Annotated in this window: 12 protein-coding genes; 4 read left to right on the top strand and 8 right to left on the bottom strand. The window is 55.1% G+C overall.

What is annotated here, in order from left to right:
- The first annotated feature begins 200 nt into the window (after positions 1 to 200).
- Positions 201 to 3,302 carry an acetoacetate decarboxylase family protein gene (locus STH12_RS03135; RefSeq protein WP_126166211.1) on the top strand — a complete coding sequence of 1,034 codons (3,102 nt, stop codon included), beginning with the start codon at positions 201 to 203 and terminating at the stop codon, positions 3,300 to 3,302.
- A 218-nt stretch (positions 3,303 to 3,520) separates the two neighbouring features.
- Here the strand turns inward: STH12_RS03135 and STH12_RS03130 are convergent, their stop codons facing one another.
- Complete coding sequence (locus STH12_RS03130) at positions 3,521 to 5,287, bottom strand: GGDEF domain-containing protein (RefSeq protein WP_126166210.1); 1,767 nt, start codon at positions 5,285 to 5,287, stop codon at positions 3,521 to 3,523.
- A gap of 254 nt (positions 5,288 to 5,541) precedes the next feature.
- Between STH12_RS03130 and STH12_RS03125 the strand changes: the two genes are divergently transcribed.
- On the top strand, positions 5,542 to 6,432 hold the full coding sequence (locus STH12_RS03125) for a DMT family transporter (protein WP_126166209.1): 891 nt from the start codon (positions 5,542 to 5,544) through the stop codon (positions 6,430 to 6,432).
- Here the strand turns inward: STH12_RS03125 and STH12_RS03120 are convergent.
- Complete coding sequence (locus tag STH12_RS03120; RefSeq protein WP_126166208.1) at positions 6,374 to 6,892, bottom strand: GNAT family N-acetyltransferase; 519 nt, start codon at positions 6,890 to 6,892, stop codon at positions 6,374 to 6,376. The genes STH12_RS03125 and STH12_RS03120 overlap by 59 nt on opposite strands.
- Positions 6,893 to 6,922: 30 nt before the next feature.
- Positions 6,923 to 8,311 (bottom strand): magnesium transporter, encoded by a 1,389-nt coding sequence (locus STH12_RS03115; RefSeq protein ID WP_418856595.1) that lies wholly within the window; start codon positions 8,309 to 8,311, stop codon positions 6,923 to 6,925.
- 137 nt (positions 8,312 to 8,448) lie between these two features.
- On the opposite strand from STH12_RS03115, the gene STH12_RS03110 reads away from it, so the two are divergent.
- Positions 8,449 to 8,943, top strand: a complete 495-nt coding sequence (locus tag STH12_RS03110) for a glutathione peroxidase (RefSeq protein ID WP_126166206.1) — start codon at positions 8,449 to 8,451, stop codon at positions 8,941 to 8,943.
- Positions 8,944 to 9,078: 135 nt separating this feature from the next.
- On the opposite strand, the gene STH12_RS03105 is transcribed toward STH12_RS03110, so the two are convergent.
- Both STH12_RS03105 and STH12_RS03100 read right to left on the bottom strand, forming a co-directional pair.
- Complete coding sequence (locus STH12_RS03105; RefSeq protein WP_126166205.1) at positions 9,079 to 9,330, bottom strand: hypothetical protein; 252 nt, start codon at positions 9,328 to 9,330, stop codon at positions 9,079 to 9,081.
- Between the two features lie 75 nt (positions 9,331 to 9,405).
- Positions 9,406 to 11,190 (bottom strand): M1 family metallopeptidase, encoded by a 1,785-nt coding sequence (locus STH12_RS03100; RefSeq protein WP_126166204.1) that lies wholly within the window; start codon positions 11,188 to 11,190, stop codon positions 9,406 to 9,408.
- 136 nt (positions 11,191 to 11,326) lie between these two features.
- On the opposite strand from STH12_RS03100, the gene STH12_RS03095 reads away from it, so the two are divergent.
- The gene (locus tag STH12_RS03095) at positions 11,327 to 12,250 is read left to right on the top strand and encodes a collagenase (protein ID WP_126166203.1); all 924 of its coding nucleotides are present in this window, start codon (positions 11,327 to 11,329) and stop codon (positions 12,248 to 12,250) included.
- Between the two features lie 206 nt (positions 12,251 to 12,456).
- On the opposite strand, the gene STH12_RS03090 is transcribed toward STH12_RS03095, so the two are convergent.
- The 3 genes from STH12_RS03090 to phoB all read right to left on the bottom strand — a co-directional run bounded on the left by STH12_RS03090 (position 12,457) and on the right by phoB (position 15,679).
- The gene (locus tag STH12_RS03090) at positions 12,457 to 13,428 is read right to left on the bottom strand and encodes a PstS family phosphate ABC transporter substrate-binding protein (protein ID WP_126166202.1); all 972 of its coding nucleotides are present in this window, start codon (positions 13,426 to 13,428) and stop codon (positions 12,457 to 12,459) included.
- Between the two features lie 186 nt (positions 13,429 to 13,614).
- Positions 13,615 to 14,919, bottom strand: a complete 1,305-nt coding sequence (gene phoR, locus STH12_RS03085) for a phosphate regulon sensor histidine kinase PhoR (RefSeq protein WP_126166201.1) — start codon at positions 14,917 to 14,919, stop codon at positions 13,615 to 13,617.
- Positions 14,920 to 14,989: 70 nt separating this feature from the next.
- Positions 14,990 to 15,679, bottom strand: a complete 690-nt coding sequence (gene phoB / locus STH12_RS03080; protein WP_126166200.1) for a phosphate regulon transcriptional regulator PhoB — start codon at positions 15,677 to 15,679, stop codon at positions 14,990 to 14,992.
- Positions 15,680 to 15,687 lie beyond the last annotated feature (8 nt).

Here is a 15,687-nt window from a genome sequence, read left to right as displayed (position 1 = left end):
GCTCCCACAGTGAATTTTTAAGGCAAGCCAATCGGCTTGCCTTTTTCATATCGGCTTCGTATCGGCTCCGTATCTGTTTAATAAAACCGCCAAGCGGCTGAGTTTATGTAAAAATTCTTTACCTGCCATCCATTCTGTTACTACTCTCTGATGACGCCGCCCCGGCATGGAACTGATAAAAACACGCAAAGGATGTCCCGATGGAAACACTTCGCCCCCCGTTTATTTATGGCCCCGGCAGCATGCTGATGCACTCGCCGCTGGTACTCACCAACGCCGACATGTACGGCTGCTTTTTAAAGGGCAAACGCAAAAACTTGCAGCGCAGTGTCGATAAGGTACTGAATCAGGCCGCAGGCAATGCCATGCAGTTTAAGGTGCTCTCCCCCTACGTACTCACCACCTTTACCCGCATTCAAAAGGCCTATTCGGCGGTAGAAGTCGACCGCAACAAGGGCTGGATTAAAGAGACAGATATCATCACCTGGGTGATGGTGGGTCAGGAGGACAAGGGCGCCAATGGCAAGCTGAGCGCTATTCACTTTCTGCCGCTGTTTATTTGGGTCGACGATGCCATGGCGCTTATCAATGGCCGCGAGCTGTTTGGCTATCCCAAATACCAGTGCGAATACAGCATGCCAAATCCCGGCGAGCCATTGACCGAACTGAGCCTGGCGGCCAAAAGCTTCAAACATTTCAGCCCCGATGAGGAGCTGGCGCTGCACCCGCTGCTGAAGATTAACTGCGAAGCACGGGACGAAGAGCGCATGTCGACGGTGGATGCCATCGCCCGCACCTGGCAGCTTTTCAAAGATCAAACCGATTTTCTGCCGGATCTCGATGCCCTCGGCGAAGAGCAAATATTTGAGATGCTGTTTAAGCCCGCAGTCAGTCAGGTATTTCTCAAGCAGCTGCCAGACAGCGCCGGTATCGACGCCGTGTATCAGGCCATTGTCAGTGCCCCTTCCAAGGTGAATAAAGTCCACAGCCTGGCACTGCTTGAAAACGACTGGGTAGCCGAAGTGTTTGAAAACGCGAGCTTCCCCTTTGAAGAGGCCCTGGGTGTAACGCCCGGCGAGCAACATGTGCTGCTGCCCTACCATGTGAATTTTGATTTTGAAGTGCCGCCGGGCGAAGTGCTGGTGGATAACAGCGTGGTGAAAAAAGAAAAAATCGCCATTCTGGGTGGCGGCGTCTCGGCCATGACTGCCGCCATGTGCCTCACCTCCCAGCCGGGCTGGCAAAACCGCTACCAGATTGATGTGTATCAGTTGGGCTGGCGCATTGGCGGCAAAGGCGCCAGCGGCCGCAATCCGGCCCTGGGTGAGCGCATTGAAGAGCACGGCCTGCATATCTGGTTCGGTTTCTACCAGAATGCCTGCAAACTGATGCGCGAAGCCTATGAAGAACTTGGCCGCCCCGCAGGCAGCCCGCTGGCGCGTTTTGAAGATGCCTTCAAGCCCCACAGCTTTATTGTGCTCTCGGAAGACATCAACGGCGAGCGGGTCAACTGGCCCATCGAATTCCCTTTGATGCCCGGCATCCCCGGCGACAGCACCGAGACCCTCACCCTGTGGAAGCTGGTGAAAGCGGTGTTCTTCTGGGTGGTAGAATGGCTCAAAGACATGGACGAGCTTGTCGATGACAGTGCTGACAGCCCCAAAGACTGGTTCGAACCCGGTTGGTTTGAGCGCCTGAAAGAGCATCTGCAAGAGTCGGTGGACGATGCCATGGACAGCCTCGAGGCGCTGGGTGAGCGACTGGAGTGCCGTTTTGACACTCTGATTGGCCGCGAGTGCGAACATGGCGAGCATCCGGTGGAAGACAGCCTGATTGAAGCCGCCGTAGCCCGGCTGCATGGCCGCCTTGAGCGCCGCTTTGCCCACCGCCTGGATAACAATCATGCCCTGCGCCACCTCTACATTGGGGTCGACCTGGGACTCACCATTCTTAAAGGCATGTTTGCCGATGGGGTGTTCAAACATGGCTTTGATGCCATTAACGAGTGGGACTACCGCGAGTGGCTGCGCCGCCACGGCGCCAACGAGCGCTACACAGTAGACAGCGCGCCGGTACGCGGCTTTTACGATCTGGTGTTTGCCTACGAAGATGGCAACTTCGACAAGCCCAATGTGGAGGCAGGCACCATTATCCGCTCCATGCTGCGCATTGCCCTGTGCTATCAGGGCGGGGTCATGTGGAAAATGCAGGCGGGTATGGGCGATACAGTCTTTACCCCCTACTACGAGGTGCTCAAACGCCGCGGTGTGAATTTCCACTTTTTCAATCAGGTAGATAAACTCCACTGTGATGGCAAGGCCGTCACAGCCATCGAGATCACCGAGCAGGTAAAACTCAAAGCTGAATACCAGCCATTGGTAGAGGTCAAAGGCCTGGACTGCTGGCCAAGCATGCCAAGGTATGAGTTTATCGATGACGAAGAGGCCGCGCTGCTGCAACAGCACAATGTCAACCTGGAGCACTTCTGGAACGATTGGGACAGCCTGTATCAGGCCAAGTTCGGTAAGCCGCTGCCACGCAAAACCCTCACCCTTGGTGAAGACTTCGATAAGGTCATTTTTGGCCTCTCCATTGGCGCCGTGCCCCATGTTGCCGCCGAGGTAATGGCCCACAGCCAGCCGCTGGCCACCTGTGTGGAGAAAGTCAAAACCGTCGCTACCCAGGCTTATCAGCTATGGATGGATAAAGACCTTGCCCAAATCGGCTGGCCAGAGCGGCCACAAAGCGGTGAAGAGCCGGTACTATCCGGTTTTTCAGAGCCTTACGATACCTGGGCCAGCATGGACCAGCTGCTCGACAAGGAAGAATGGGGCGCCCATGAACCCAAAAACGCCAGCTACTTCTGCTCAGCCTTGCCGGTAGCAAACTACCCGGCGCCCGGCAGCAGTGGTTTTCAAACCGAGATGGATGCCATTGCCAGGCAAGGCGCCATAGGCCAGCTGCAGCATGAAATTGGTAAACTCTGGACCGAAGTGGGAGACAGCTTCCCCTGGGAGTGGCTGCATGATGACTCCGGCGCCAGCGGTGAAGCGCGCTTCAACAGCCAATATTGGCGCGCCAATGTGTCACCCACAGAGCGCTATGTTCTGTCGGTGAAAGGCAGCTCCGCCTACCGTATCACCACAGATGGCACCGGCATTGCCAACCTCTATGTGACCGGCGACTGGATTAAAACCGGCCTCAATGCAGGCTGCGTGGAGGCGGCAACCATGGCAGGCATGCACACCTCCAAGGCCATCTGCGGTTACCCCGAGCTTATCCGTGGTGAAAAGGACTTCTGATTAGCGCTTCTCTATGCTTCAGACATAAAAAAGCGGCTTAAAGCCGCTTTTTTATGTCTACGTTTAAGTCACAAATCGGCGCTTAATATCGGCTCAACAAACGAATTGGCGCGATTCGACTGGCAATGCATTGGCGACCAAGCGCCAGTTTATCAACCTGAAATTTATGAGCTTAGGTGATGAGCCTTGGACTTGATGAGCCCTGGATTTGATGAACCTTAGATAACTTTGGCGGCAGAGCTTTGCTCTTGTGCAATCTCTTGGCCGTCAACAGAGCCGTCAGCAAGCCGCACGTCATCAAAGGCGCGCTTATCTGCCAGCAGCCGCTGATTGCTGCTTTGCTCACCCTCCACGGTTTCAAACACCATCTCACGGCGCCGCTCGGCCTTGTTGCTGTACATGCGGGTATCGGCGGCACGCAGCCATTCGTGAGATTTTTGCACCTGGCTGTCGAGGGCGAAGCCAAAGCTCAGCCCTGCATCACGAAAACCGCGGCTGGTAAAGAAAGCATCAACCTTGGTCAGCTCATCAATCAGCGCACTGAGGTGAGGCTCATCGACAATCAGTGCAAACTCATCGCCGCCGAGTCGGTACATACGAAGCTTAGAGAATTTAAGCCGTTTAAGCGCCTCAACCAGAGTGCGCAGCAGCTCATCCCCTGCCTGGTGCCCCTGCAAATCGTTCACCTGTTTGAGGCCATCCACGTCCAACAGCAGCAGCGCTGAGGGCTCTTTGACCGCCTCGCCGAATGCCGGCCAGGTTTGCATAAACTCATCAAAGGCATAACGATTGCCGATTTGGGTAAGGCTGTCTATTCGTGCCTTTTCCCAGGCTTCGCTGAGCTCTTCAATGTAGGCCTTACGCTCCTCAGAAAGCAGCTTAAGCTTGTTGGCCAGCGCCAGCGACAACAACAGGGCATCGGCGGTGCCCCCCGCCAGGGTGGCAAACTCGGCATACTCAATCACATCCGAGGTGATCCCCATATTGCCGGGCAGAATAAGCAGCGCAGGTAGCAGCAAGCAGCTGAAAGCCATAATGAAATACTTGGCTGGGGCAAAGCCTTTCATCAGGCACACATTACCGGCCACAATCGCCAGCACTATCCAGGCACCAATCAACACTGAGGCGATAACCGCGGTATAGGACAGCAATAACCAGCTGGTTGGCAGCGCCAGCACACAGGCCCACAGCAGGTATTTGCTTAGCCGCCACAGTTTGGGCGAGTAGCTGGGCAGTTGAAGGAAGTGCTTGTAAAACAGGATATTGAATATGGGCAAGCCAATAAAAAACACATGGTGCAGCTCAAGCAGATGAATATCCAGAAGCTGCGCCGGGATATGGAAGGTAAAGGCCCATCCCAGCAAATAGGTGATTACATACAGGCCGTAGTAAAGGAAGGCCTTGTCTTCGGTGGAGGCGAAAATCAGCAGGTTATAAAACGCAATAAACAGCAGGCCGCCCAAACACAGCACCACAGCCACCGCCAGCCCATCGGTCAGCTGTTTATGTTCAGTGGCCGGATTGATTTCAAGCTTGGGAATGGATGAGAAGTAGCGCGACTCGACCCGCACCACCAGCCAATACTCGACACCGTAGCGCAGGTTCATATCCCGACCATAATCAAACAGATACTGGTGAGGCGAGTAATAACCACTGCTGGCCATCTGGCGACTGCCATCGCGGCCCAGCACCAGATAATCGACACGTTCGGCAATGGAGTTGTGCAGGTTAACCACCCAGTCGCTGCGGTTTTCATTCACCATAAAGGGCACCACCAGCCAGTAGCTGCCACCGCTCAGCGGCATGCGTTTTACTTCCTGATGGCTATTGAGCCAGCCTGGCATTTCCTCATAGGAGGTGGGCATGGCGTGATCATCGGTTGCGACAAACTGGTAGGGGTCATCCAGGGCAACAGCGGCCCTGGCGCCAGAGGACCATAGAAGGGGAAGAAGACAGGTTAAAAACAGTACAAGTATCCGAGCCATAATTCGTTATTGTTGTTTGTTGCTGCTCTGGTTGAAGAGCTGGCGATGCACCCACATAGGCACCCGGCGGCTCTCCTCATCTGTTGACCCTCGACTTGCGCTTCTTCCCTGTCGACAAATTTTTGACGGCCAACTTGCAACTTTATTGCTACATCTCCCTTTTTTCAATTGTAGTTAGTTATTTTCAACAAGACGTACTCATTGATGGGTGTTATTTTAAGCCGCTGACACCTATTTTGGTTATTTCCCGCCCAATGCACGCCCTGTTTCTGATCCTGCTGGCCCAGCTGCTCATTGCCACAGGTAATCTGCTGATTAAGTTTCTCGACCAAAATACCGGCGTATTTCAGCTGGTACTTTATCGTCAGCTGTTCGCTACCCTGCTGGTGCTGCCCTTTGTATGGAAGCTGCAGGGCAACCTGAAACTAAGCCCGCTGTACAAGGTACATATGGTGCGGGCACTGCTGATTGGTCTGGGCAACGGAGTCTTCTTCATTGCCATTCTCAATCTACCGCTGGCCTCGGTGACTGCCGTGCTTTATCTGGCGCCACTGATGCTGCTGTTGATGTCAGCGCTGATCCTCAATGAATCCATAGGTTACCGCCGCTCTGTTGCAGCCGCTGTCGGCTTTTGTGGCATTTTGATGATAAGTCAGCCGTCGGGCTTTAATCCCTATCTGCTGCTGGCCGCCCTTGGCGCCCTGATAAGTGCAAGCAACAGTTTAATTTTAAAGCGATATGCCACAGCCGAACATCCCTTCAGCACCCTGTTTTGGTCCAATGCCTTTGCCATGGTGTTTCTGCTGCCCGCAGCCGCCATTGAAGGTGCGCCGCTGGCCTGGGATGTCAGCGGCGTCGGGCTGTCGTTGGCGCTCTTTTACCTTGGCATGACCTGGCTGGTTATCCATGCCTACCGTAAGGCCGATGCCAGCCAGCTGGCCCCGGCGGAATACACAGGGCTGGTGTTTGCCACCCTGTTTGGACTGTGGTTTTTGGGAGAAACGCCAAACCTTTTGAGTATCGCAGGCACATTCATAGTGCTGTGGTCGGCAGTGCTGCCTGTGTATCCGGATCTGAAGGGCCGCTTCAGGGCTTGGCGGGCACGGGGATCCGGGAGCCAATCACAGGAGCCATCAGAGCGCTGATATCGAGGCCCTGCTCCATAGGCATCACATACCAACCTATGGTATTGCCGGTGCCGCGAATGCTGAGATAGTCGCCGAAAAATTGCCAACCCGCTTTAAGCAGGTTGTCGCGACTGGCACTGTTCTCGGCTCTGACCGTGGCCCACAAAAGCTTGATACCCGCTTGCCGCGCCCAGGCAATACGCGCCTCGGTCAGCCGGGCAGCAATCCCCTGGCGCCGATATGCTTTGGACACCACCAGATACCCAAGCTCTGCCACCTCGCCGCTACCGGCCTTAATAGCACCGCAGCCCGCCAGCACATCGCCATCCCACGCCAGCATCAGTAGCCGGGCTTGCCTGAGCGCCTCATGGTCCAGCGGATGATGATTGTCATCACGGCTGTCGATAAGCGCAGCCGCGGCGATATAGTCAGCGGCGTCCGTGGCAGGCCGCAATTGCAGGCTTGTAATGTGGGTCATAGGGTTTGGCTGTTTATTGAACTCAAACGGTTACAGGAAAAGGATAGACGCAAGACCGAGGAAGCTGAAAAAGCCCACCACGTCGGTCACTGTAGTCAGGATCACCGAGCCGGAGAGCGCCGGATCCTGCTCCATTTTCTGCAATATCATCGGAATAATCACCCCGGCGCCAGCGGCCACCAGCATGTTCACCAAAATGGCGCAGCCAATGGCAATACCGATTATCTGGTCGTTAAACCACCAGGCCGACACCAGCCCTATCACTATCGCCCACAGCACACCGTTGAGGGCGCCAATGCCCAGCTCGTTTTTCATCAGCGACCAGAGGTTACCGGCCGAAATCTGCCCCATGGCCATGCCACGGATCATCAGAGTCAGCGACTGACTGCCGGCGATACCGCCCATGGACGCCACAATCGGCATCAGCACCGCCAGCGCCACCACCTGCGACAGCACGTTTTCAAACAGACCAATGGTGGCCGAGGCCAAAAAGGCCGTCAGCAGATTGATACCAAGCCAGACCGCGCGGCGACGGGCGCCTGTGACTATGGGGGCGAACAAGTCGTCGGTTTCGCCCATACCGGCGGAGGCCATCAGCTGGGATTCGTAGTGCTCGCGCACAAGCTCTGTGGCCTGACGCAGGGTAACACGGCCTATCAGCCCGCCCTCTTCGTCTACGACCGGCAGTTCCACTTCACGGCTGTGCTCGAGCAGCTCGGCGGCATCCATCAAAGATGCATCGGCGCTGATGGCGCGGCTGTCTTCGTCCATCAGACTCAGCAGCGGCGCATCCGGGCTTGAACGGAACACCTCATAGCGACTCACGGCGCCGCGGTAATGCTCCTGCTCGTCCACCAGAAACAGGGAGTCGTTACAGTCCAGCTCGATACGGCGAAAGAAGCGCTGGGCCTGGCCAACGGTGGCCTTGGTTGAGAGCACCAGCATCTGGTGGTCTGCATAACGGCCAATTTCGTTTTCTGAGTACTGATTATAGAGTTCAAAGTGTTGGCGCTGACGCTCGCCCATTTGGGCCAGCGCGCGGTCGGTGAAGCTTTCGGGGAGGTAGTCACTCCACTCAATCAGATCTTCCGGGCTTAACTGGGCAAACAGCATGTCGACTTCTTCGTCGGGCATGCGTTTTAAGATCCCCATACGGGGATCGGCGCGCATCAGGCTGAGCACTTCAACCCGGTCGCCAAACTCTACCTGCTGCCAGCGCTCGTAACGTTCGTCCAGCGGCAAGGCTTCGAGCAATACCGCCACTGTGCCTGGTTCAACCTCTTCCAGAATTTCCGAAAATACCTCTGCCTGCGCCTCACCAAAGGCGCCGGTCAGTTGCTGAACGACTTGTCCCACTTCGTTTTGGGGTGCCAGGTTGGGTTCTTGCTCGGGGATATTTTCAGTCAAGGCGGTGTCCATCCGTTACATCTTGTGGCTGACTATATGGGGATTCCAGGGTGATCGCAACCGAGCAATTATATTGCGCGCAATTCATTTGCGCGCAACTACAACTACCGCTACAATGGCCTCGATGATTTTTTAAACGGACCCAGACCATGAGCCAGATTTACGATATTTCTCTGACCGGTATTGCCGGTGACAACCGTACCCTTAACGACTACCGCGGCAAGGTATTGCTGGTGGTGAACACCGCGAGCAAATGTGGCTTTACCCCGCAATATCAGGCACTTGAAAGTTTGTATCGCAAGTATCAGTCACAAGGGCTGGAAATTCTCGGCTTCCCCTGCAACCAGTTCGGCGCTCAGGAACAAGGCAGCGAAGCTGAAATTGCCCAGTTTTGCGAGCTGAATTTTGGGGTGAGTTTCCCGCTGTTTTCCAAAATCGATGTTAATGGCGACCAGGCCCATCCGCTGTTTGTGCACCTGAAAAAAGCAGCACCGGGCGTGCTTGGCAGTCAGTCCATCAAGTGGAACTTCACCAAGTTTTTGATTGGCCGTGATGGCAAGGTGCGGGACAGATTTGCCCCCACGACTGATCCCGCCAAGCTGGAAAAAGACATTGAAGCCTTGCTGGCGGAAAAGACAAATTAAAATTCAATGGGATTCATAGGGATAAAAATTTTTTGATTTTTTTATCCGTTTCGGTGGAACTTTTTACCGCACGGGGAGCTCAAACATAGTGAACATTGAAATGGGTTTTCGTGTTCATCATTCTCCCTGGGACTTCTAGCGCAGTCCCCTTGGTCCACTGAAGGATCGCAGGGCAACCTCCCCCAGGTTGCCTTTTTTTATGCCCGATTTTCGGTATTTTGAAGAAATTAAAAAAATTCTGAATTTTTTTGCCGTCAGGCTGAACTTCTTCAAAAAGACCGGGTCAGATACTGTGAACCGAATTTTTGCAGCTGGCTGAGCCAGCTGCGCATGGGTAACGTTCATCATCATTCTCCCTTTCAGCATCTGCTTGTTTTGCTGGCGCATGTAGCAAGCTTAAGTGACTGACTTGAACATCTCGGGCAACCTCTTGGTTGCCCTCTTTTTTATCCGTTCACCAGCTCACACAGGCGCGCCAAGCAACTTGTCGAGCTGTACCCGCAGCGACGGGTGATAGCAGGCTCTGGCTTTAGCATAAATAGCCGAAAGTTCAGCGTGATAGCCTGCAATTTGCAACTCGAGAAACAGCGGCCTGACAAACTTGGCGCGGCCGATACGCCCCAAAAAAGCCTCCAACTGCGGCAGCGCCGGGTCAAAATGATTGCGAATCGCGACCCTGAGCCAATCACAGGCGATCTCAGCATTGCCCGAAGCCCCCAGATTGAAGCTATCGTTCAGCTCAAGCAGCCGCGCCTGGGGGATATTCTCCGGCAGTCCGGCAAGAAAATACTGCCAGTGCTGCACCCGCCATAGATGGGTATCGGCCTTGGAGAGGGGCACGCCGCTGCGCCAGCGCTCAAGGGCGCAATCCACCTTATCCAGGCTGGTCGAGGTTGGCGGGCTGAACATGGCCGGCAGGCCTTCAGCGTAAATCCACTCCCGCAGCTCAGCCTCAGTCAGCTTATCGGCATGGTCTCTGAGCAGGGTTTCGCTGGCATACTCAACAAAATCCTCGGTGGTGATGGCAACAAAGGCATATTTTTCAATATATCGGCGCAGGAAGGCATCAAAGTGCTGCCGCCCCAGCCTGGCTTCGAGGAAATGGACAAACATCGACGCCTTGTCGTAGGTAAAGCGGTTAAAGGCGGCATTGGGATCGTCTGTTTGCAGATTGGCGGGCAAGGTCTGGCGAGCACTGGGCATACCCGTCATCTCCTCTTGCAGGCGGCCATACTCAATCATCAACTCAAGCTCAGCCTGCTCCTTACCATACACAGCTTCCACAATCCGGTTGGTAAAGTAGGTGGTAAAGCCCTCGTTAAGCCATAAGTCGCGCCAGGTGGCGTTACTGACCAGATTGCCGGTCCAGGAGTGCGCCAGCTCGTGGGCCACGGTGGAGACCAGGCTCTTATCTCCGGCAATAAGCGTGGGGGTTAAAAACGCCAGACAGGGGTTTTCCATGCCCCCGAAAGGAAAGCTTGGCGGCAAAATCAGCATGTCATAGCGGCCCCAGGCATAGGGGCCGAGAATGGACTCAGCCATCTGCATCATGGCCTCAATATCATCAAACTCTTTGGCGGCAAGCCTTGCTGTTTCCGGCTCTGCGAATACGGCGCTGCGCGGTCCCACCTCGATGCGCTCAATCTCTCCGGCGGCGATGGCCAGCAGATGCGTTGGCATGGGTTTATCCATCACAAAGGTAAACACACCATCGACCGGCAGGCTGGCGCTGTTTAAGGCGCTCATCACGACCCGGCAGTCACGATTGGCCGACACCCTGGCATCGAACGTGATTCTGGCCTTGGGCGAGTCCTGCAGCGGCAACCAACTGCGGGCATTGATGGGCTGCGACTGGGAAAACAAAAACGGCTTGCCGCTTTGGGTCTGGGGACCATCGAGCCACTGCAATCCTTCGGCTTCGGGGCTGGTGCGATACTCAATCACCACCGCCGTTACCGCGCTGTCGATGCCAATGGTGAGCGGCTGACCCAGGACAGGATGTTCATCACCCAGCGTCCAGACAAGGGCACGGCCGCCCTCGTCTGTTATCTGTATTATGGTCAGCGCCCGGCTGTCCAACACCAGCTCAGTCACCGACGCCGCCTTGGGCGAAAGCGCAAGCCGAATGCGCCCATCCAGCACACAGGCATCAAAATCAATATTCAAATCAAGCGCAAGATGCGTAACCTGCACCTCGTCGGTGTTGGCAAAGGAGTGATAATCCCGCCGATTGTCCCACTGCTGCATAGCGTTCCCGGTTAACCAAATTTGCCCAAGTATGCATATCCAAGCTTAGCCAACCAAGTGGCAATACCGTGAAAGATTGACAAATTGTCTCGCCAAGGCATTATTTGCATACAATATTCATAAATAAGATTCTATCATGCGCACCTTTGCCGTTTCACTCTCAAGCTTGGTTGTCGGCTCCTTGCTGTCGTTGCCGACATTTGCCACCAGCCCATTGCCGCTGGAGGCGGTACTGAAAATTCAGCAGCAGTGCAGCCCAACCCTGATCATCCGCGCCCAGGCGCTGACCCAGGCGCAGATTGATGATGCCTGTCAGATGCTGAGCCAACAGGAAGCTAAGTTCCATCAGCTGCTCAATACCCACAACCGCCCGGTAAAGCACGATAACAACACGGCCATGCGCGCCAATATATACGCCGATGCCGAGGCCTATCGCACTTATGTGACGGCCCACTTCGATGTGCCAAGCGACAACGGCGGCATGTATCTGGAGGGCTTCCCTGACAAACCCGGCAATCAGGCAGAGTTTGTGGCCTATCAGAAAAACGGCGCCATCTGGAATCTGCGCCACGAGTATGTGCACTATCTCGATGGCCGCTTTAACCTGTATGGCGACTTTTGCGCTTCGCTGCACGACTCACACAGCGCCCCGGAATACTGCCCCAAACCAGCCCCGGCCCTGCCCCATCTGGTGTGGTGGTCAGAAGGCCTGGCCGAATACCTGGCGCAGGGTGACGACAACAAGGCCGCCGCCCAGCAAGCCGCCAAGGGGACCTATCGCCTGAGTGAGATATTCGATACCAGCTACGAGCACAACGGCGGCAGCGACCGCGTCTACCGCTGGGGCTATCTGGCCGTGCGTTTTATGATGGAAAACCACAAAGACAAGCTGGAGACCATGCTTGGCTTTACCCGCAAGGGTGATTACCCGCGCTATCAGGCGCTGGTACGAGAGTGGGGAACCGGCATGGATGAAGAGTTTTCGCTGTGGCTGAAAAAAATTGCAAAAAATTTGCCGCCAGAGGGAACCAACTCAAAAAGCGCGAGTCTGAATAAGTGAACCGAGTTTTTCATCGTTCATCATCATCCTCCCTTTTTGATGGTTTCTAGCGCAACCATCCTTAGTGTTAAACTGAGTTGGAAAGACACTTGTTCGGCTCCCATTGGGAGCCGTTTTTTTATGCCTGCGTTTTGCATCCAGGTCGTCATCATCTGCCCCAAAAACGCAAAAAGCCTCCCGAAGGAGGCTTATTCAGCGAGCTGGAATTACAGGCGGATGCCCACTTTTTCCAGATCTTTGGCGATTACGCTGTTTGGCAGTGGCACGTAACCGTCTTTCTCAACAACCTGCTGACCCTGTTTGGACAGGATGAAGCGGACGAACTCACGCTCCATTGGAGACAGGTCTTTGTTAGGGTGCTTGTTGATGTACACGTAGAGGTAACGAGACAGTGGGTAAGTACCGTTGGCAGCGTTTTCTACAGTGGCGTCGATGAAGCTGTCGCCTTTCTTGGCCAGAGCTACCGCTTTAACACCGGCAGTCTTGTAACCGATACCTGAGTAACCGATGGCATTCAGAGACTGAGACACTGACTGCACTACAGAAGCTGAACCAGGCTGCTCGTTTACGTTGGCTTTGAAGTCGCCTTTACACAGGGCGTGCTTCTTGAAGTAACCGTAGGTGCCTGATACTGAGTTACGGCCGTACAGCTGTACGTCTTTGGCTGCCCAGCTGCCATCCAGACCCAGGTCGCCCCAGCGCTGAACGTCGCTGCCGCCACACTTGTGGGTAGAAGAGAAGATGGCATCAACCTGCTCAATGGTCAGACCCTGGATTGGGTTGTCCTTGTGCACGAATACAGCCAGCGCATCGATAGCGACACGGATAGCGGTTGGCTGGTAGCCGTAGTGCTTTTCGAAGGCTTCGATTTCGTTAGGCTTCATCTTGCGGCTCATTGGGCCGAACTGAGAAGTACCTTCAGTCAGGGCTGGTGGCGCAGTAGAAGAACCGGCAGCCTGAATTTGGATGTTCACATTGGGGTAGATGGTTTTGAACTCTTCAGCCCACAGGGTCATCATGTTGGCCAGGGTATCAGAACCGACAGAAGACAGGTTACCAGACACGCCACTGGTCTTTTCATAAGTAGGCAGTGCAGGGTCCAGTGCAGCCGAGGCGGCAGCGGTGAATAAACCGGCGGCGGTCAGGGTCATGGCGCCGACAAGCTGTTTCAGTTTCATAATTGCTCCAGTGTTGAACCATTTTTGTTTAGACGCAGCCAGTATCAACTGCCACGATGACAAGTCTATGACCTTGATGTGACACTTACATGACAGTGACACATTTAATTCAAATTTTTGAAAAGTACTTTTGAATCAAAAAGAAAGACAGACCTAGGCCTGTCTTTCTTAGCTTGTAGAGCAGTATTACTGGCCGCTTTTCTGCTCCAGCAGATGCTGGGGGATCACAAAGCCAAAGATACTGCCCTTACCCAGCTGACTGCTGACATAAAGCTCGGTGTGATGATGGGCGAGCGCATGCTTTACAATCGCCAAACCCAAACCACTGCCACCGGTGGCACGGGAGCGGGCACTGTCGACCCGGTAGAAGCGTTCCGTTAAGCGGCCAATATGCTGGGGCGCAATGCCCTCGCCGTTATCTTCTACCTGGAAGCGGCCGCCGGTGGCAATCAGTCGCCAGCTGACTTTGATAATACCGCCTGGTGGCGTGTAGCGGATGGCGTTGGACACCAGATTGATACAGGCACTGCGCAGCAGCACTTCATTGCCATGGGCGTTGAGCCCCGGCTGAATATCAAACTGCAATGTGTACTCGCCCTGTGCCAGCGCCTCGGCTTCATCCTTGATGGTGCCCATCAGGGCGGCCATATTGACCGTCTTTTCGAGGTCAACATCGGTGGCATCTTCGATGCGTGACAGGGTCAGCAGCTGCTCCACCATGGATTGCATCCGCCGGGTTTGCTGCTGCATTAATGCCAGCGGCTTGGCATTAATGTCATCGGGCTCAGTCATGCCCTGCATCATCTCAAGGTACCCCTGCAGCACTGTGAGCGGAGTCTTGAGTTCATGGGACACGTTGGCCACAAACTCCTTGCGCATGCCTTCAAGCTGACGAATACGGGTGATATCCCGGGCAATCAGCAGCATCTGCCGATCGCCGTATTTCATCAGCCGCAGCTCCAGCTGGCGCTTGTCCGACACAGGCGATGGCAGCTCCAGCGGTTCGTTGAAATCATGGGTTTTCAGATAGGCGGCAAAATCGGGGTGGCGAATAAGGTTGTCGATGCGCTGGCCGTTGTCTTTGGGCCACACCAACCCGAGCATCAGCTGCGCCAACTTATTACACCAGAGAATATTTTTATCGGAGTCCAGCACCAGAGCAGCATCGGGCAATGCTTCTGCGCCCTGACGGAAACGACCAAGCAGACCGGCCAGTTGGGAAACCCGACGGCGATTTTTGCCCTGCAGGCGATAAATACCGTTGAAAATCCCTTCCCAGCTGCCACTGCCCTGGGGCGGCGTGAGGCGGCGGTCGTGCCACAGCCAGTGGGTCAGGCGCCCAAGCTGACGGTAATGCCAGATAAGCAGCGCAACGCAGCCAATCAGCAGCGTCCACAGCACCTGTCCAAGCAGCAGGCCCAGTGCCAGGGTGACAAACAGGTAAATCATCAGCCTGGAAGCCAGGCGATACCCTGAATAGGAGTCGAACATAAGTATGTCCAGCTAAGGGGTCCGTTGGAGGCACAAGATACCCTATCGGGCTTCCTGTGCCTATCCCGGACTACACCCGGGTGGAAAAACGGTAGCCGGCGCCGCGTACGGTTTGAATAAGACGGTCGTGACCTGACGGCTCTACCGCCTTGCGCAGACGGCGGATATGCACATCCACAGTTCTGTCTTCCACGTACACGTTGGTGCCCCACACGTTGTCCAGCAGCTGTTCGCGGCTGTATACCCGCTCAGGGTGGGTCATAAAGAAGTGCAGCAAACGGAACTCGGTTGGGCCCATGTCCAGCACGGTATCACCGGCGGTGACACGGTGGCTGACCGGATCCAGGGTAAGCCCCTGCACATCGATGGTTTCTTCCAGGCGGGTTGGCGCCGCGCGGCGCAGTACCGCCTTGATGCGGGCCACCAGCTCCTTGGGCGAAAACGGCTTGGTGATATAGTCATCGGCACCCACTTCCAGGCCCTTGACCTTATCTTCTTCCTCGCCACGGGCGGTAAGCATGATCACCGGGATCTGGCGGGTAAACTCGTCCTGCTTGAGGCGTTTGGCCAGCTGGATGCCACTGCCACCGGGGAACATCCAATCGAGCAGGATGAGGTCCGGGTATGGCTCGGCAAGTTGAGACAGCGCAGAATCAAAGTCCTCGGCAACCGTGGTACTGAAACCGTGCTGTTCCATCACGAAAGTCAGCATCTCGCGGATTGCCAACTCATCTTCAACAATCAAAATCCTTGCAGTCATAAGCGGTT

Origin of the sequence: Shewanella khirikhana, from assembly GCF_003957745.1 — a bacterium.
GTDB classification, from domain to species: Bacteria; Pseudomonadota; Gammaproteobacteria; order Enterobacterales; family Shewanellaceae; genus Shewanella; species Shewanella khirikhana.
Note: the sequence above shows the minus strand (reverse complement) of the source record. Positions and strands in the feature narration are given on the sequence as shown.